This window comes from Gabonibacter massiliensis, from assembly GCA_001487125.1.
GTDB classification, from domain to species: domain Bacteria; phylum Bacteroidota; class Bacteroidia; order Bacteroidales; family Marinifilaceae; genus Gabonibacter; species Gabonibacter massiliensis.
Map to the genome: position 1 here is coordinate 1,974,212 of LN913013.1, position 18,561 is coordinate 1,992,772.

Genomic DNA, 18,561 nt, shown 5'->3' on the forward strand with positions numbered 1-18,561 from the left:
GTAACGTCAAAGTTACAAGGGATATTTTTTTGGGTAGTGTTTTCATAAATAGTTTAATCGATACGTTTCTTTTGAATAACATCGAACCCTTCACTGGCTTGTCCGTAACCGAATATAAGTCTGATCCTTCTATTTTTGATCGTACTGTTTTTTTCTGTGTTAATATGAATATTGTTATCTTTTATAAAGACGCTAAACCAATCTCCCGTTATTGTATCATTATTATGCTTAACTTCATAGATTGTAATAGAATCAGCTATAGGATAATCACAAAGACGATAAAAAAAATACGGCATCGTAATCTTGTTTATTTTTACGGATATTTCGTGACTCGCCGAATTTAATACTAATGCCTCTACATCGAATAAGGTTTTTGCAAACTCTTCTTCTTTTTCAGAACAGGAGTATTCTTTTTCAGAACAGGAATAAATAGAAATAATACAAAGTAGGTAGATGGTATAAAGAAACATGTTTTTTATCATATGTTTATAAGTAAGGTTTAATACTGGGGATCGATATATGGTGAAACGGGTCTAAAGTGTATGGCTTCCAAGTAATAGCTGTAATCGGCTCCCAGAATAAAATTACCGTAATAACCTTTGGGGGCCTGAAAATTTTTAAGCCAACCGTCAAATTGCCCTCCTCGCATAAAATTGCAATGGACAAAAATATCTCCGTAATCTGACCAATTTTCGGCTACCGGCCCGTTCATTGCGTCAATGATCCAGACCGCATAACCCGATAGAGAAGAATTGTATCCGGCCATTATGGTCGGGCAATCAAACCTGCAAGCCTTAACAATGTATTCTACAAATTTTGAGAGTTTGGTACTTGTGCCGTTATATCTATAATAATCTCGGCTTAATCCTACATTATTTAATCCTATATTGGCCCAGTTAAGTGTTGTTTTTGTTCCGAAACCTCCACATTGAAATGTTGTAAATCCTCCTGTTGTTTGAGAAGAATCGAATTCTCTGACAAACTGAGCGACTTTACTGGCATGAGAGGACGTAGGGGTTATGGTCGGTGTAGAGGCAAATGCCCTTACGTTGTATTTGTTGGTTAAAAGCGTTGGCAAATCGAGTTGAAAAACCCGGTCAATCGGGTAGGCGGCAATACATTGTGCTAATGCAATGGCAGTATAGCTGGCTGGGTATTTACCATTTTCAGTACTTGTACAGGAACTTCCGCTGGGTTTATGATAATTATTGTTATAAGGAGAATTAGTTGTCCATTTAGTTGTCAATATTGGTTGGAACTGCCAATTTTGATAAATGACTTTTGTCTTTGCTTGGGGTAATAATTTCTCTCCGTAATACCTGTTTATATCCGATAAAACAATGTTTTTAATATTTCGGAATACAAATGCCGGGGCACTATTTTCAACGGTATCGGCAAGTTTTCCCTCCTCAATATAAGCTAATACGGTAGGGTGACGCGGATCGTCGGTTGCGATTGCGAATCCCTCTTTGCCATCTTTAATGAATTGAAATGTGTAGATATCTACGCTTTCTTTCATATCGATCCCTTTGCTTTTGGCGACGGTCGGCATCTCTTTTGTAAATTTGATCGGTAAGGATGATTTCTCCACGTTTTTAATTTCCACCGCTGAAAAATCGAATGATTTGGATTTTGGACGGTTCACTTTTTCTGCAAATTCTTTGACCAAATCCAAAGCTTTTTGATAATCTTTTTCCACTTTATTTTCAGTTTCATTTTGGGTTGTGGAAATTATTTCATCCGTGTTATTACTGCAACCGGATAAAATAAGCAATACGCATACTATGAGATAAGATGTTTTCATAAAATGAAGATTGAATGACTACTATTGTTGTTTATAATTGGATGTAAATATAGATAAATATTCTATATTTGGTGCTATTAATTCAATATTAATCTATTGAATTATCGTATTGTATTAACTCGGCGGTGATAAAACAAAAAAGAGGGTATAAAAATAAAAGCGCTATCCCGACGGACAGCGCTTTATAAGTTAAGTAGTCTTAGAGCGACTGTTATTCCAACCCCAAAACGGTTTTACCTTGTTTGAAGAAGATATCTTTCGGTATTCCGGCTCCGGCGATTTTATCCAAATCTTTTTGGAGGGATGGAGGGATAACTCCTTTGGCTGCAATCAAGGCTTGTGCTCCGGCGATGTCTCCGTTACCTTGCAAGGTGATGTATTCCCCGGCAATAACCCCGATATCCTTCTTCATTTTTTCGAAATCGATGGTGTAATATCCGGTAGTTTCGTCTTTCGTGATGGCTCCGCTTTCCATGAAATGGTTAAATTGAAGCATGTTGGCCTTTCCGTGTGCGCTGGCAGCACCGAACCGCACGGAACGGAAAATGCCGGCCACGAAAGTAACGTAGTTATCCATCAGATCTTTGTCTTTCAGAATGCCCCAATCGGCTAATTGCGTGAGGCAATATAGTCCGAGGATATCGGCTTTGGCTTCTTCGATGGAGGTATAGGTGTTCTGCAAGACGGCCCGAACCTCCTGTTTGTCTTTGATCGTGTAATTGACACCGAGACCGTGAGCCACTTCATGGAACATGGTATTTTCGAAGAAAGCGTCTCCTTTCACGTGTTTTTGTTGTTCCGGGGTGATCACCAATTTGGAAATGGGAACCACCATGGTCTGGAATTTGGCATCCATCGAGTTCTTGAGCTGCAATTTGCGACTTCCTTTGGCAGCGTGTACTCTTGGATCGTTCGGAAGGTTGATGGCTATATTTTTACTGCCGGCATTGCAATCTCCGGCATAATAGATTACGTCGTAAGCGTTTAAATCGGCGTTGGCATTGGCCTTCTCCTGTTTATAAGCGGACGGTACCGGAAGATTTTCTTGTAATTTGGGTAAATATTGGGCGTATAAGGAGAGCTTTTTACTCCACTCTTTGTCTTTGACTAAAATCTGACCGGAATGTGAAGCCTTGTAACCGAAAAGTTGGTCTTCATAGGTTTCGATCGGACCTACTACAAAATCTAAGGTGTTGTTTTGCATATCCATCCACGCTAAATCGCTGGCGAGATAATCGTCTGTCAAAAGGGCCTGGGAGCGTAGTTCCAAATACTTTTTCAATCCCGGATCTTCTGCTAATTCCGCAGCTTGTTTTAGTAATTTTGCGGCTTTAGCCGTCTCTTCGGGATAAGCCTCGTGGAACGGCACGACAATCAGCTGGCCGGAAGTATCCCGTCTGATAACGCTGTACCAATCGGTTTTCCGTGGATCTTTCAATGCCTGGAACTCCTCTTTGGTCATGTCGGCCGGGTAGAAATTGGCTCCTAAAGGTTTAGGGCCTACGCCTTCGATAAAAGGTTTATTGTCGTTTAATCGATCCCATGGTCCGTAGTTGATTTTGATATATTTCTGTGCATAGGGATCCGGGTTTTGAGCGAGTAATTCTTCTTTATCTCCATAAGCATTTTGCCAGAAAATCTCTTCCATGATGTCCGCTACCTCGATAAGGATGGGGAGCATTTTTTTCTCGTTTTCGGTTAGCTTACTCATGTCCGTCGTGAGTGTAAACTCGGCGTATTGGTCGGCAAGCGGCTTATAAGGGCTTTCTTTGGTCTCCTTTTTGGCCTCTTTACAAGAGAACGCAAAAGAACCTAAAAGTAAAAATAGGAATAGTTTTCTCATTTTGGGTAGTGTTTTTAAGTTATGCCGGCGAATTTATAAAAAGGAGGGGATTATTTGTTATAAAACGAGAAAAAATTGTTGTTTGCAAAAGAACAATAAAGGATTATCGAAAAGGCTCCTTTTTAATTTGTTCTCTTTTTCATTCGCATTCGGGCTTGAATAGAATCTCACGCGGGAGTTCTACCGAACTGAGTAGGAAAACAGAGTTGTTTCCGGTCGTTGCCGATTACCGGATAGAATAACAGGTCAGAATGTGATGCCTATCCCTATGCTATATGGATGTAGTTCCGGTCCTTTATTGGTTTTAAACATCCGGTTCAGGGAATAATTTCCCCATACGGCCAGATGTCCGTATCCGGCACGAAGAGTGGCATCGACCTTGACCGGGGTCATACTGAAATTCCCGGAATCTTTTAGACGGCGTTTTTTTCCGTCCTCTTTTTTATAGACGACCTTTGTTTTCGTGTGTAGCCTCAGACCTCCCGTAAATCCTCCCGATACAAAGGCTTTGGTTCTACTCTTACCGGGGAATTGGACTTCGACCAGCAAAGGAATGGTAAGATATAGGTTTTTGAAAGAGCTTTTTTTCACATGCAAATCGGTTAACGGATCGTCATGAATTACTCCGTGTTCATCCTTTACGATCGTATTTTTATGTTTGAAACGAAAACGTTGATACTCCAGGCCGAGTCCGGTTACCAACCCGATGGTGTTGGACGGATTCAGGCGTATGCCTTTCTGGATTAAATTAAATTGCATGACCCATGAATTCCCCTTGTCCAATTCCATGTAAGCGGTTTCTCCGAGTTGGATGTAGTTTGTATTGTCGAAATTGATGAAGCCGAAGAAGAAACCGCTCCAATGACCTTTAAAATAAAGGAAATTGTTGTTTTGATAAGAGTGACGGTGTAACGGATCGCTTAATATTTCCGTCGGGTTGGCTTTTCTTTTTTCTCTTTTTTCCTGTAAATAGATTTGTTTGAATTCCCCTTTCGTCGTATCTGATTTTGTTTTTTGAGCCCATACGGGACAAGCGATTAGGAGAATCGTAAAAAGAAGTATTGTTTTCATGGCGATGAAGATAGTTTATATTGCTGTATTTTTCGTTTTATCTTATATAAAGGTTACGGTTTCGGATCGAAGGAGACAGAATGGAAAAATTTTTCTTTTTGTATGAGAATTTCATTCAAAAGTTTCGATTTTCCCCCGATGACGATTTGGTACATGCAATTATTTCTGAATATAAACCGTTTATAATAGATCATGTTATCTTTGTCTTTCGTTATAGTATAACAGATTTCTTTTATCTCCATATCTTTATGCGGGATGTTTTTTTCTTCTTTGAGGACGGCCGATTCCACTGTCAGGGTCTCTTTTTTCATTTGTTGGTACAATTGCGCTACGGTAAGGTCTTTGAATGTCCCTTTTTCCGTATTCAATTTCGTACATACGACGCCGAATACACAGGTTAGATTTTTGGTTTGGAAAATCCATGATTGAGCACCTTCGATCTCTTTTTTTAAACGTTGGGCATGATTGGGAAATAGAAACGAGAGGTGATCCGGACCTTTGACCCGTATCCATTCGTCACTTGGTGAACTAAAAGTGAGCAGGCCTGCCAGAACAAGGTGAAGTATATGCATATGAATCATTTTATTTTGAAAGTTAAAGATATTAATTATTATTTTTGTGGCCAAACTTATAAATAAGAGATCTCTAAAATTACGCATATCTTATGATTATTGGAGGAAAAAACGTGGGAGAAAGGCCATTGATATTGGCACCGATGGAGGAGGTTACTAATCCTCCCTTCCGTAAATTTTGTAAGCGTTATGGTGCAGACTGGCTGTATTCCGAGTTCGTTTCTGCGGATGCTTTAGTACGTTCCGTGAATAAGACCGTGAAAAAGTTGACGATAGAGGATAGTGAACGACCGGTAACCATACAGATTTACGGACGCTTTATCGAATCGATGGTAGAAGCGGCTAAGATCGTAGAGACCGTGCGACCGGATTTCATCGATATTAATTTTGGGTGTCCGGTGAAACGGGTAGCTGCAAAGGGTGCGGGAGCAGGTATGCTCAGGGATATCCCCTTGATGGTTGAAATGACGCGGCAGATCGTTCGGGCTGTAAATATTCCGGTGACGGTAAAAACCCGTTTGGGATGGGATTGCGATCATATTATGATCGATGAGGTGGCAGAGCGGTTGCAGGATGTCGGAATCAGTGCTTTGGCCATTCACGGAAGAACCCGTTCCCAGATGTACAAGGGAGAGGCAGACTGGGAACCTATCGCCCGGGTTAAAAGTAATCCCCGGATAAGAATTCCCGTTATTGGAAATGGGGATATAGATTCTCCTCGGAAGGTAAAGGAGGCCTTTGAGCGATATGGTGTCGATGGCGTGATGATTGGTCGGGCTGCGATCGGAAAACCTTGGATCTTCAAACAGATAAAACATTATCTCTCCACTGGTGAAGTGCTACCCGAACTGACGGTAGCAGAACAGATCGATATCATTAAGGAGCAGATACTCTTATCTATGGAGTGGCTGGATGAGGTTCGCGGATTGTTTCACATGCGCCGTCACATGGCTTGTATGTTTAAGGGCTTGTCTCATTTCAGAGATTTGAGGATAGAGATGCTACAAGCCCCTAATATAAAAGTTTTGTGGGAGGTTTTTGACCGGATCAACGAGAGATATGGCTCCGGAGTATTAAATGGAGAGAATTCCGTAAACGAGGGCGGCGATTCCACACCCGATTAAAGGTCCGAAAACGGGAATCCACGCGTAGTCCCAATGGCTGCTGCCTTTTCCGGAAACGGGCAGGACGGCATGCATGATTCTGGGAGCGAGATCCCGTGCCGGATTGATTGCATACCCGGTGACTCCTCCTAACGAAAGGCCGATAGCCCATACGATGAAAGCCACGGGGATGGCACCGATAGAGCCTAAGCCGATGGGAGTGGTCGTATCCACGTCGGCAATGAGTTCTGCCCCGGTGATATAAAAGACGGAAAACATCAGGACGAAAGTTCCGATTATTTCACAAGAAAGATTGATGATGTTATGTCGTATTTCCGGAGCCGTACAGAATACGCCTAATTTTGTACCCGGGTTATCCGTCGCGTTAAAGTGATCGTAATAGATAATCCAGACAAGCAGGGCTCCCAGGGCGGCTCCGATCATTTGGGCGATGATGTAGAACGGTACGTCGCTCCATGGAAATTTTTCCGTGATGGCGAAACCGATTGTGATGGCCGGATTCAGATGAGCCCCGCTATACGGCCCTGCAATTACTACTCCGGCAAATACGGCTAATGCCCAAGCCGTGGTAATCGTGATCCATCCCGCACCGAATCCTTTGGTTTTATTCAATACCACGTTGGCAACCACTCCATCCCCGAGGAGAATCATGACCATTGTTCCGATAAGTTCAGCTGTAAAAGGAGACATGATGATATAATTTTAAATTGAAAATGACGGTTGTAAGTGTTGGATGTAAAGGATATCGAAAGAATTCAGAATTCGGTGATTCAATTGAATCGCCCAATCGTGAAATCACGTAATCACCTCGGATCGGATTTTATGTTACTCTTCCCAGTTACGTACCCGTTCCACGGCTTTATGCCACATGTGTAAAAGTTGTTTCACATGTTCTTCGGTATCCTGAGGTACGAAAACCCGGTCGATGCTCCATTGTTCCTGAAGCTCTTCCGTACTTTCCCAGTACCCGGTTGCCAATCCTGCTAAATAGGCGGCTCCGAGGGCTGTCGTTTCCAATACTTTCGGGCGTACGACTTTAGCTTTGCAGATATTACTTTGGAATTGCATAAGAAAGTTGTTGGCTACGGCTCCTCCGTCGACTCTTAATTCCGGAGAGGCTTGTTTCATGTCGTGTTCCATGGCCTGGATCACGTCATATACTTCGAAAGCAATTCCTTCCAAGGCAGCTCTTGCGATATGTTCCGGCGTGGTTCCCCGGGTAATGCCTATAATACCCCCTCGGGCATATTGGTCCCAGTAAGGAGCTCCCAAGCCTGTCAGGGCCGGAACGAAATATACGCCTCCGTTATCGGATAGTGAACTTGCCATAGGCTCGCTGACAGAGGCCGTAGAGATGAGCTTAATTCCGTCTCTCAGCCATTGGATGACTGCACCTCCCACGAAAACACTGCCTTCAAGGGCATAGGTAACTTCTCCTTTAATTTTCCAGGCGATCGTGTTCAATAGATTATTTTTTGATTTGACTACTTTGTTCCCTGTGTTCATTACCATAAAGCATCCCGTTCCGTATGTCGTTTTCGTCATTCCCGGGGAGAGACAAAGTTGGCCGAAAAGAGCAGCCTGTTGATCTCCGGCAATTCCGGCAATCGGTATTTTGGTGGAGAACAAGGTCGTTGCCGTTTCGGAATAGATCTCGCTGCTGGCTTTTACTTCCGGTAACAGGGATTCGGGAATATGAAACAGCTCCAATAGCTCTTTATCCCATTGTAGCGTGTGAATATTGAATAACATGGTCCGGGAAGCATTACTGACATCGGTAACATGGACTTTCCCTTGGGTAAATTTCCAGACGAGCCAGCTGTCGACCGTGCCGAAACAAAGTTTCCCTTTCTCTGCGCGTTCCCGTGCTCCTTCGACATTGTCTAATATCCATTTGATTTTTGTTGCGGAAAAATAAGCGTCTATGATTAAACCTGTTTTTTCCCGGATCATATCGCCGTATCCGTTTTCCTGCAATTCCTTGCAAATATCGGCCGTCCGCCGGTCTTGCCATACGATGGCCCGGTAAACGGGAATGGAGGTCTCGCGATCCCATATGATCGTGGTTTCCCGTTGGTTGGTGATCCCGATACAGGCAATATCCAAGCCTGTCAGGTTACCTTTGGCGATCACCTCGGCCGCAACCGAAGATTGGGAGTACCAGATCTCCGAGGGATCGTGTTCCACCCATCCGGGACGGGGGAAATGTTGTTCTATCGGTTTTTGCGACATGGCAATCACGTTGCCGTTATGATTGAAAAGCATTGCTCGGGAAGAAGTTGTTCCCTGATCCAAGGCCAGTACGTATTTTTCGGTTTTCATGATTCTGTTTGTTTTATCGTTAGGGCTTATCTTTTCTACGGGATTTAGGATTTTTTGTTACTAATTTTGTTCTGAAAAGCGTATTTAACAAAAGCATAAGCCATACGGGAGGAAAAAATGTCCTATCTTAGAATCGGTTTTAAAAGAATATAGAGATGAATAAACGAAGTGCTTTTTATGTTTTATTAGCGGCAGTATTACTTATTGTTATATTAAAGACGTCAGTTATGGGAGAGAGAAACGAAAAGAAGTCGGCTCTTTTGGAGAAGGGTGCGATAGAAACGATTATGGGACGCAAAAGTGTCCGGAAGTATTTGAATAAACCGGTAGAGGAAGAGAAGATTACGACTTTGTTGAAAGCGGGGATGGCTGCACCTTCGGGAAAGGATACCCGTCCTTGGGCATTTGTGGTTGTGACAAAACGGGCTGCGTTGGATTCGATGGCCGCGGGATTGCCTTATGCGAAAATGTTGATTCAAGCTCCTTTGGCTATCGTGGTTTGCGGGGATCCCTCGGTATCCTCCTATTGGTATTTGGATTGTTCGGCAGCCACCCAAAATATACTATTGGCAGCCGAAGCATTGGAATTGGGGGCTGTCTGGACAGCAGCCTATCCGTACGAAGACCGGATGGATGTGGTACGCAGATATAGCCAATTGCCTGAAAATTTGGTCCCGCTCTGTGTTATTCCGATCGGCTATCCCGACGGTCCGCAAAAAGTAAAAGACAAATATGACCCGAATAAAATATCGAGAGTAGAATAAGATAGTGAGATTGGGTGATCCGGCGATTAAAATAATCACGGAATCGCCCAATTTTTATAGGGTTGCTAATGCTTTTCTCAACCGTTTTAGGGTCTCTTCCTTGCCCAATATTTCTATAATGTCGAACATGTGAGGCCCGTCCGCAGCCCCGATGATGGCTAAACGGAAAGGATTCATGACTTTACCGAACCCTATCTCTTTTCCGGAAACCCATGCTTTTACGGCTTCTTCGGTATTGGCAGAAGTGAATTCGGATACTCCTTCCAGAATATCGATCAACTCCTGAACAAGGCCCGGAGTCTCCTCTTTCCAACATTTTTTCACCCCTTTTTCGTCGTAAGTTTCGGGCGCTTTGTAGAAGTATCCTGATGAATGATAGATATCGGATACGAAATTAGCTCTCTCCTTTAATAAATGACAGATCTTTTCCAGTTTCTCCCTTTCATAGGATATCCCGTTTTGGATGAGTATTTCATTCAAATTGCGGGCAAGCTCTTTATCGCTTTTCCTGGTCAGGTATTTGTGATTGAACCATTTCGCCTTATCGGGGTTAAACCGGGCACCTGATTTATTAACCCGTTCCAAGGAGAATTGATCGCAGAGTTCTTGTAGGGAGAAAAGCTCTTGATCCGTTCCCGGGTTCCAGCCCAATAGGGCTAACATATTGATGAAAGCCTCCGGGAGGTAGCCGTCCTCCTTGTAGCCATGCCATTTTTCTCCCGTTTCCGGATCGGTAAATTCCATAGGGAATACGGGGAATCCCATTTTGTTTCCGTCTCGTTTACTTAATTTACCGTTTCCTACCGGTTTCAGGATTAGGGGAAGATGGGCGAATTCCGGCATGGTGTTTTCCCAACCGAAAGCCCGGTATAAAAGTACGTGTAGAGGCAGGGAAGGCAACCACTCTTCTCCCCGGATCACGTGCGATATTTTCATTAAATGATCGTCGACGATATTGGCTAAATGATACGTCGGCATACCGTCGGATTTGAATAAAACCTTATCATCCAAAAGCGAAGTATTGAAATGTACCTCTCCCCGGATGATATCGCGTAAATACAGGTCTTCATTTTCAGGCATTTTAAAACGAATCACGTAGTGGATACCGCTTTCCAACAAATTCTTAACCTCGTCGTCCTGCATATTCAACGAATTTTTGAGATTTTTTCGGGTAGCGGCGTTATACATGAATGTCTCTCCTTTAGCCTCGCTTGCTGTCCGTTGTGCGTTTAGTTCTTCGGCACTATCGAAAGAGTAGTATGCATTTCCGGATTCTACTAATTGTAACGCGTACTGCTTATACAGGGATTTGCGTTCACTTTGACGGTAGGGACCGTATTCTCCTCCGACACCGACACCTTCGTCCACGGTCAATCCGCACCATTTTAATGATTCTATGATATATTCTTCGGCTCCGGGTACATACCGGTTTTGATCCGTATCTTCTATTCTTAAAAGGAAATCACCACCGTGGTGGCGAGCGAATAAATAATTGAATAGGGCCGTTCTGACACCTCCTAAATGGAGTGCACCCGTGGGGCTGGGAGCAAATCTTACTCTAACTTTTCTGTCCATTTTTCAGTTTATTTATTGTAATTGATTATTATCGTCTTTTTCTTCGGTCTCCTTTTCCCGGTCCAATAGATTTCGAAAAAGATCTTTGGCGTATTGAATGGCAAAACGTTCGGCGTCGGCTTTCGCGTGGAATCCGCTTCCGATTTGTTCCGCGTAACTAAACGGGGAATCCGGGCTCTCCGTTAAAAGAAACAAGGTGTAATTTGAATGATGATCCCGGCTTTTACTGGTTAATCCAAACCAGAACTCCATGCTTTTCCCTCCGGCATAGATTCGACGTCTGAATTTGTACATTACAGGTTACGTTTATTAGGGTTTTTAAAACTGGTGATCGAAACGGCAATAGCGATAGATGCCATTGCGGCGATGTTAACGTAAACGGCGGTACGGTCTCCTCCATGAAACAACGAGAGAACACTTGAGATCATAATTAGAAATGCTGCAAGTATCAGTAGGTATCGAGATATACGCATAAGATCGAAGTTATTGTTTGTTTCCTGTCGTGGCGTTTTTTACCGGATTGGCGTAAATTTCCAGAAAAATATTATTTAAAACAGAGCGGTTTCCGTTAAGACGTTCGATCTTTTCTGTCATCACCTGAATAAATTTCTCTTTTTCTTCCTTCGAATATTTCGAGGAAAAACGGGTTGTCCCGTGGAGTAAATCGTAAGCTATATAATTATTCGGCCATAACTTGAATCCGGAATGAATTTTAGAATCGATATAGGTCGCTAATTCCGCTATCCGATCTCCATTATTCGATTGGGCATCGAGTTCGTCGAGTTCATGTTGAATGGGAGAAGAGATCGTAAAGTGTACTCTTCCTTTGTAACCCGAAAGTCCCTGTTGCATGCTTCGCATATCTGCCGCCGGGGTCTTCACGTAATCACCGATACTTTTTTGATAAAGCTCATCGGTTTTTAAATCATCACAGGGTTCCCATTCATACGAGATCGCAATCGGAACAATACGTAGTTCTTTAAAATTGTCAACAAACTCTTTGGGACCGCTCATCTTAAACATTTTGAGCAGACTGTGTTGCGTCCGGTCGTCTCCATTCTTTGTTCTTCCCTCTTTTTGGGCAATCCACACGGAGTATTCATTTTCGTGAATAATATCCCGGATATAATGTGAACGTAAAGAAGCACTTGAAATCATATCTCTGACCGGTAATCCCCGTTCAATAATGAAACAGGCATTCAACTTTACCAGGTCCGTAACCCATTTATTTATTAACAGGTTACTTCCGATGGCTGCTTCACAGTAATGATCCCCCCGTTTCCTCAATAGCACATTGAGGATGGCAGAGTCGAGGATGATGTCCCTGTGATTGGTCACGAATAAATAGGATTTATCTTTTTCTATGTGTTCCAAACCTACCGCTGTGACGCCGTCTGTTGTTCCGGCGATGAGTCTTTCCATTACCGGTCCGAAGAAGCGGGCTTGGAATTCGTCTCTGGTTGTGATGCCTTCAAGTTTTTTCGCGATAAGGTTTTTATCGATTTTGGTCATATGAGAAAAAAGTTGCAAAAATTCTTCTGCCTGACTGAGACGCTCAACGGCTTCCGGAATCTCTGATCCTATATATGGCCTGATACTATCAAATTGGGGATCTGAAGTCATGTCTTGATCTTAAATTTAGAAATCTTTGGACAAAGATAGATAAAATGTTTGATAAACGAGTATTTGGTTTGCGATATTAAACGAAATGAACGTTCGTTTTACCGGATTTCTAAAAAAAGACAATAAAAAATAATCCTGAAAGACTTCTGTCTTCCAGGATTATATCAAGTAGAAAAATACTATTTTACTCTTCCAGGGTATACTTCCAATGCCTTGGCTAATGTTTCCATCGCTCCTTTCAATTCGGAAATTTTTAAGACATAAGCTATTCTTACCTCGTCTTTACCTAATCCGGGAGTAGAATAGAAGCCGCTGGCAGGAGCAACCATTACGGTTTGCTTGTTGTACTCGAAGTCTTCCAGCAACCATTGAGCAAACTTATCCGCATCGTCTACGGGAAGTTTAACTACCGCGTAAAAGGCTCCTTTCGGTTTGGGACAAACAACTCCGGGCATCTTATTTAAAGCTTCTACCATGAAATCCCTTCTCTCGATATATTCGTTGTAAACATCCTTAAAATACTCTTCCGGGGTATCTAAAGAGGCTTCCGCCAGTATCTGACCGATAGCGGGGGCGCACAAACGAGCCATGCCGAATTTAAGTGCAGCTGTCAGAACTTCTTTGTTCCGGGTGATTAAAGCCCCTACGCGCAATCCGCATTCGCTGTATCTTTTGGAAACAGAGTCCAGCAATATGACATTTTGCTCTATTCCTTTCAATTGCATCGTGGAGAAATGTTTGTGTCCGTCGTAACAGAATTCCCTGTATACTTCGTCCGAATAAAGGTAGAGGTCGTATTTCTTCACGATGGAAGCCAATTGTTCCAACTCTTCCTGTGAGTATAAGTAACCGGTAGGGTTATTCGGATTCACGATAACGATCCCTTTCGTACGGGGAGTGATCAGCTTCTCAAATTCACTGACGGGAGGCAAGGCGAAGTTGGTCTCTATGCTGGATGTGATGGCTTTTACTTTTACACCGCACATAAGGGCGAAAGCCGTGTAGTTAGCATAGAATGGTTCCGGAATGATAATTTCATCTCCGGGATTTAAGGTAGACATAAAAGCGATGGTGATCGCTTCCGAACCTCCTGTTGTAATCATGATATTGGTTTCATCGATTTGTATACCAATATTTTGATAATATTTAGCTAATTTTTTCCGGTAAGAGAGATTTCCGGCGGAATTCGTGTAAGCGATGACTTTTTCCGTGCAATGTTTTAATGCTTCTAACGCGACATCCGGGGTTTGAATATCCGGTTGTCCGATGTTCAGGTGATATACTTTGATTCCTTTTTCTTTAGCTTTATCCGCAAAGGGAACTAATTTTCGGATAGGCGAAGAGGGCATCGCCATCCCTTTTTCTGATATTTGTGGCATAGATTCGTGTTTAAGATGTTAAGTTTTGTGCACAAATATAATGCTTAATAATTAGAATTATCCTAAAAAACGGAGATTTTAAATGAAGTGATTGGGGGTGATTGAATGATGATGGGATACGGAGGTTAAATTCAATTACCGGCTCTTTTATTCTGTAATTCGAACCGTCTGTCTGCAATGATAGCATATTGTACGCCTCCTTGTCAACTGTTCGTGACGAGTTATTCCGCTAATTTTTTTAGCTTGTCGATGTCCAGTAGTTTGATTTTCCGTCCCTTGGATTCGAGAAGACCTTCGTTTTTCAGGTCGGACAGCAGCCGGATAAGGGTTTCTGTTGCCGTTCCTACAAAGTTGCTCAAATCTTCCCGGGTAACGCTTAATTTTAATGTTCCGTCCTCCTCCAAGCCGAAATCCCCGGCAATTAGTAGTAAGATTTCTGACAGTCTTGATTTGACTGATTTCTGTGCAATATCTTTGATGTAGCGATTGGCATCTCCTAATTCCTTGCAGGCGATTTGCATCATTTCGTAGGCAAAGTTAGGGCTATTGGTGATCATATGCATCAGGGAGGCGTCCGGTATATAACATAAAATGCAGTCCGATAATGTTTCTACGGAAGTACAGGCAGACTCTTTACGGATAACGGAACGAAAACCGAAAATATCACCTTCTTTCCCGAACCGAATAATCTGATCCTTTCCTTCGTTACCTGTCTGGAAAATCTTTACGATTCCGGAATACAGGAAATAACACCCCTTTATTCGAGAGCCTTCTTTGTAGATAAATTCTCCTTTTTTATAATGTTTGATCACGTTATCTGCAAGTAACTTTTCGATTTCCTGATCGGGCACATTCTTAAATGTCTTCTTGAATCTGGCGATGCATTCGATGTTTTCCGGTAATAAGATTTCTGCTTTCATGGCCTGGTTGAATAAACGCTATATCGAACAAATATAATTATAAATTGCTTCCGCATCAAATCCGCATTCTCGATATAATTGCTGTTGACTACCGTGTTCTATAAAATGATCGGGGATGCCCAATCGAATGACTTTGGCCGAATACCCGTGGTCGGCCATGAATTCGAGAACGGCACTACCCAAGCCGCCGATGGTTGTCCCATCTTCCAACGTAATGATTTTGGAGAATTTTTTAAAAACCGTGTGCAGTAACTCCGTATCTAAGGGTTTAAGAAAACGCATATCATAAATTGCAACAGAGCGGGGGGGATTTTTTTCAATTGCCTTTATGGCCTCTCGCCCGATGGCACCGATAGATAATACGGCGACCTCGTCTCCTTCGATAAGGCATCTTCCTTTTCCGATTTCGAGTTCTTTGAACGGAGTTCTCCAATGGAGCGCGGAACCGTTACCGCGCGGATAACGGATTGAAAAGGGACCTTTATCGGGAAGCTGAGCCGTATACATCATATTACGCAATTCTTCTTCGTCGAACGGAGCGGCAATCGTCATATTCGGTATGCAACGGAAGTACGCCAAATCGTAGGCCCCGTGATGTGTAGCTCCGTCAGCCCCGACCAAGCCTCCCCTATCAAGGCAAAAAATCACCTGTAGTTTTTGCAGTGCCACGTCGTGAATAACCTGGTCGTACGCTCTTTGCATAAAAGAGGAGTAAATATTGCAAAACGGGATATATCCCTGTGCGGCGAGTCCGGCGGAAAAAGTTACGGCATGTTGCTCGGCAATACCTACATCGAAACAACGGTCCGGCATCTCTTTCATCATAATGTTGAGGGAACAACCCGTAGGCATGGCAGGTGTAATGCCTACTATTTTTTCATTATTCCGAGCCAGTTCTAAAATAGTATGTCCGAATACATCCTGAAATTTAGGGGGAGTATCGGGCTTGTTTTCTTTGATCAGTTCACCTGTTTCCTTGTTGAATTTTCCGGGGGCGTGCCAGGTGGTCTGGTCCAATTCGGCTTGCTTGAACCCTTTGCCTTTAACGGTAATGCAATGTAGTAATTTGGGACCCTGGATCGCTTTCAGATCCCGGAGTACCTTGATCAGGTGATTTACATCGTGACCGTCCACCGGACCGAAGTATCTGAACCCCAAAGCTTCAAACAGATTACTTTGTTTAAGCAGGAGTGATTTGACACTATTGTCTACTTTTTGAATGAAATTGCGCGCTCCCGGGCTGATCTTATTCAATCGTCCTAAGATTCGCCAAACGTCTTCTTTTAGTTTATTGTAAGTTTTGGAAGTGGAGATATCCAATAAATATTCATTCATGCCGCCGACATTCGGGTCGATGGCCATGTTATTGTCGTTTAAGATAACTAAGAGGTTGGCATTATTTATTCCCGCGTTATTCAATCCTTCGAAAGCCATTCCGCCGGTCATGGCTCCGTCGCCGATCACGGCCACGGAAAGTCTGTCTTTTTCTCCGTTTAATTTGGCAGCTACGGCCATGCCTAATGCCGCGGAAATAGAAGTTGAAGAGTGGCCGGTTCCGAAAGAGTCGTATTCGCTTTCACTTCGTTTAGGGAATCCGCTAATTCCTTTGTATTGACGATTCGTATCGAAATTTTCTCTTCGTCCGGTTAATATTTTATGTGGATAAGCTTGGTGTCCGACGTCCCATATCAGATTGTCGTAAGGGGTGTCGAAAACATAATGCAAAGCTACCGTAAGTTCAACGACTCCTAACCCTGCACCGAAATGGCCGGGATGTTCGGAACATTCGTCTATGATTTTTTGACGGAGTTCCTGACACAGTTGAATTAAATCGTCTTCTGGGACTTTCTTTAAGTCGGCAGGAGAGTTGATAGTTTCTAATATATTTTTATTCACGATCAATAGTCTCTAAAGCGGGAAAAGAGATGCTTTCTTTTCCGTTTAACTCCTTAAATTTAGTAAACGATGGTCCCGATGTTTTCACCCGTCATGACCTTTTTGAGGTTACCGGGGACATCCATGTTGAAAACGATAATAGGAAGGTGATTCTCTTTGCACATGGTCGTTGCCGTTAAATCCATCACCTTCAATCCTCGGGAATAAATTTCGTCGTATGAGATTTTATCGAATTTTACGGCAGTCGGATCTTTCTCCGGGTCGGCAGTATAGATACCATCCACCCGCGTTCCTTTCAACATGACCTCGGCCTCGATTTCTATGGCCCTGAGACTGCTTGCCGTATCCGTGGTAAAATATGGATTGCCCGTGCCGCCGCTGATAATCGTTACATAACCTTCTTGCAGGTATTCCACGGCTTTTGCTTTTGAATAATACTCTCCGATAGGCTCCATGCGTATAGCCGTAAGTACTTTATTCTTACAACCTTCGTTTTCTAAGGCGGAACTTAGGGCAAGGCTGTTGATAACGGTGGCTAACATTCCCATGCTGTCTCCTTTTACCCTGTCAAAACCTTTGTTTGTACCGCTTAACCCCCGAAAAATATTTCCTCCTCCGATGACAATCCCGATCTGAATACCCAAGTTTGCTATTTCGTGAATCTGGCGTGCATAACTCTCCAAACAAGCGGTGTCTATACCGTATTTTTGTTCTCCCATTAAAGATTCTCCACTGAGTTTTAATAAAATTCGGTTATATTGCATATCTTTGTCCGTTTAGTTTTGAAAACAAAATAATCTGAATTATAGTAATAAATTACGATATTGCATGACCGTAAAACGAACAACAAAGCTAAACAATTTTGTCGTAACTATAATTTAATTTATGCATTTAAATTTTTTTGACTTATGAATAGGACCGCAAACTATCAGTTTACCATTATCGTTCCGGTATATAATGAAGAGGGAAATATTTTGCGATTGGAAAAAGAGTTGGGTGATTTTTTGAAATCGGCGGAAGTCTCTTCTTGCGTTTTATTTGTTAATGACGGTTCGAAGGATGATAGCGAGCGGCTGATTCGTGAAGTATGTTCCAGGAACGAAAAATTCTTTTTTATGAATTTGGCCCGTAACGGAGGATTAAGTGCGGCGATGAAAGCGGGAATCGATCACTCCTTTTCACCGTGGGTCGGTTATATCGATGCCGATCTGCAAACGACGCCGGCTGATTTCAATCGTTTATTGGAATACGTGGACGAATACGAGATGGTCATGGGGATTCGGACCGGAAGAAAAGATAGCTTGGTAAAGAATATGTCTTCTAAAATAGCGAATGGTTTCCGTCGTATGATGACTCATGACGGAGTGGAAGATACCGGATGTCCCCTGAAGATTTTACGTACGGATTATGCCAAACGGATTCCTTTTTTCACGGGAATGCACCGTTTCCTTCCGGCTTTGATTCAGCTTCAGAACGGAAAAGTAAAACAGGTTCCTGTAAAACACTTTCCCCGGATTGCAGGTAAATCTAAATACAATTTGACGAATCGGTTGGTAGGTCCTTTTAAAGATTGTTTTGCTTACCGTTGGATGAAAAAGCGTTATATCAATTACCAAATAGCGGAAAATAACTTACAATAGGGAGTAATCAAAGGTTTAATTTAAAGTT

The 18,561-nt window shown here is 42.7% G+C and carries 18 protein-coding genes; 3 read left to right on the forward strand and 15 right to left on the reverse strand.

The features are described 5' to 3' along the window. Positions 1–53: 53 nt before the first annotated feature. The 5 genes from BN3283_RS12665 to BN3283_RS12690 form a co-directional block, all read right to left on the reverse strand. Complete coding sequence (locus BN3283_RS12665; protein ID WP_059026842.1) at positions 54–482, reverse strand: hypothetical protein; 429 nt, start codon at positions 480–482, stop codon at positions 54–56. A 17-nt stretch (positions 483–499) separates the two neighbouring features. Then, positions 500–1,804 carry a C10 family peptidase gene (locus BN3283_RS12670; protein WP_059026843.1) on the reverse strand — a complete coding sequence of 435 codons (1,305 nt, stop codon included), beginning with the start codon at positions 1,802–1,804 and terminating at the stop codon, positions 500–502. A gap of 211 nt (positions 1,805–2,015) precedes the next feature. Beyond that, positions 2,016–3,647, reverse strand: coding sequence for a DUF8614 domain-containing protein (locus tag BN3283_RS12675; protein WP_059026844.1), 1,632 nt, complete (start codon positions 3,645–3,647; stop codon positions 2,016–2,018). A 246-nt stretch (positions 3,648–3,893) separates the two neighbouring features. Next, positions 3,894–4,718 carry an outer membrane beta-barrel protein gene (locus tag BN3283_RS12685; protein WP_059026846.1) on the reverse strand — a complete coding sequence of 275 codons (825 nt, stop codon included), beginning with the start codon at positions 4,716–4,718 and terminating at the stop codon, positions 3,894–3,896. A gap of 53 nt (positions 4,719–4,771) precedes the next feature. Next, positions 4,772–5,290 carry a hypothetical protein gene (locus BN3283_RS12690; protein WP_059027263.1) on the reverse strand — a complete coding sequence of 173 codons (519 nt, stop codon included), beginning with the start codon at positions 5,288–5,290 and terminating at the stop codon, positions 4,772–4,774. 92 nt (positions 5,291–5,382) lie between these two features. On the opposite strand from BN3283_RS12690, the gene dusB reads away from it, so the two are divergent. After that, complete coding sequence (gene dusB / locus BN3283_RS12695; protein WP_059026847.1) at positions 5,383–6,414, forward strand: tRNA dihydrouridine synthase DusB; 1,032 nt, start codon at positions 5,383–5,385, stop codon at positions 6,412–6,414. Here dusB and BN3283_RS12700 read toward each other — a convergent pair. After that, entirely contained in the window at positions 6,364–7,104 is a 741-nt protein-coding gene (locus BN3283_RS12700) for an MIP/aquaporin family protein (RefSeq protein WP_059026848.1), read from the reverse strand. The genes dusB and BN3283_RS12700 overlap by 51 nt on opposite strands. 135 nt (positions 7,105–7,239) lie before the next feature. Then, complete coding sequence (gene glpK, locus BN3283_RS12705) at positions 7,240–8,736, reverse strand: glycerol kinase GlpK (protein ID WP_059026849.1); 1,497 nt, start codon at positions 8,734–8,736, stop codon at positions 7,240–7,242. 155 nt (positions 8,737–8,891) lie between these two features. On the opposite strand from glpK, the gene BN3283_RS12710 reads away from it, so the two are divergent. Next, positions 8,892–9,500, forward strand: coding sequence for a nitroreductase family protein (locus BN3283_RS12710; protein ID WP_041503208.1), 609 nt, complete (start codon positions 8,892–8,894; stop codon positions 9,498–9,500). A gap of 54 nt (positions 9,501–9,554) precedes the next feature. On the opposite strand, the gene gltX is transcribed toward BN3283_RS12710, so the two are convergent. The 8 genes from gltX to pyrH form a co-directional block, all read right to left on the reverse strand. Next, positions 9,555–11,075 carry a glutamate--tRNA ligase gene (gene gltX / locus BN3283_RS12715; protein WP_059026850.1) on the reverse strand — a complete coding sequence of 507 codons (1,521 nt, stop codon included), beginning with the start codon at positions 11,073–11,075 and terminating at the stop codon, positions 9,555–9,557. Between the two features lie 12 nt (positions 11,076–11,087). After that, positions 11,088–11,369, reverse strand: a complete 282-nt coding sequence (locus BN3283_RS12720; RefSeq protein ID WP_041503210.1) for a hypothetical protein — start codon at positions 11,367–11,369, stop codon at positions 11,088–11,090. Beyond that, the gene (locus BN3283_RS14360; RefSeq protein ID WP_262509239.1) at positions 11,369–11,503 is read right to left on the reverse strand and encodes a hypothetical protein; all 135 of its coding nucleotides are present in this window, start codon (positions 11,501–11,503) and stop codon (positions 11,369–11,371) included. Before BN3283_RS14360 ends, BN3283_RS12720 begins: the two co-directional genes overlap by 1 nt. A gap of 55 nt (positions 11,504–11,558) precedes the next feature. Then, the gene (locus BN3283_RS12725) at positions 11,559–12,698 is read right to left on the reverse strand and encodes a 1-acyl-sn-glycerol-3-phosphate acyltransferase (RefSeq protein WP_059026851.1); all 1,140 of its coding nucleotides are present in this window, start codon (positions 12,696–12,698) and stop codon (positions 11,559–11,561) included. Between the two features lie 179 nt (positions 12,699–12,877). Continuing rightward, complete coding sequence (locus BN3283_RS12730) at positions 12,878–14,077, reverse strand: pyridoxal phosphate-dependent aminotransferase (protein ID WP_041503213.1); 1,200 nt, start codon at positions 14,075–14,077, stop codon at positions 12,878–12,880. A gap of 221 nt (positions 14,078–14,298) precedes the next feature. Beyond that, entirely contained in the window at positions 14,299–14,997 is a 699-nt protein-coding gene (locus tag BN3283_RS12735) for a Crp/Fnr family transcriptional regulator (protein WP_041505263.1), read from the reverse strand. A gap of 18 nt (positions 14,998–15,015) precedes the next feature. Then, positions 15,016–16,893 (reverse strand): 1-deoxy-D-xylulose-5-phosphate synthase, encoded by a 1,878-nt coding sequence (dxs, locus tag BN3283_RS12740; RefSeq protein WP_394341849.1) that lies wholly within the window; start codon positions 16,891–16,893, stop codon positions 15,016–15,018. Between the two features lie 59 nt (positions 16,894–16,952). Continuing rightward, complete coding sequence (gene pyrH, locus BN3283_RS12745; protein WP_041503216.1) at positions 16,953–17,657, reverse strand: UMP kinase; 705 nt, start codon at positions 17,655–17,657, stop codon at positions 16,953–16,955. A gap of 144 nt (positions 17,658–17,801) precedes the next feature. On the opposite strand from pyrH, the gene BN3283_RS12750 reads away from it, so the two are divergent. After that, complete coding sequence (locus tag BN3283_RS12750; RefSeq protein WP_041503217.1) at positions 17,802–18,533, forward strand: glycosyltransferase; 732 nt, start codon at positions 17,802–17,804, stop codon at positions 18,531–18,533. The last annotated feature ends 28 nt before the right edge of the window (positions 18,534–18,561 follow it).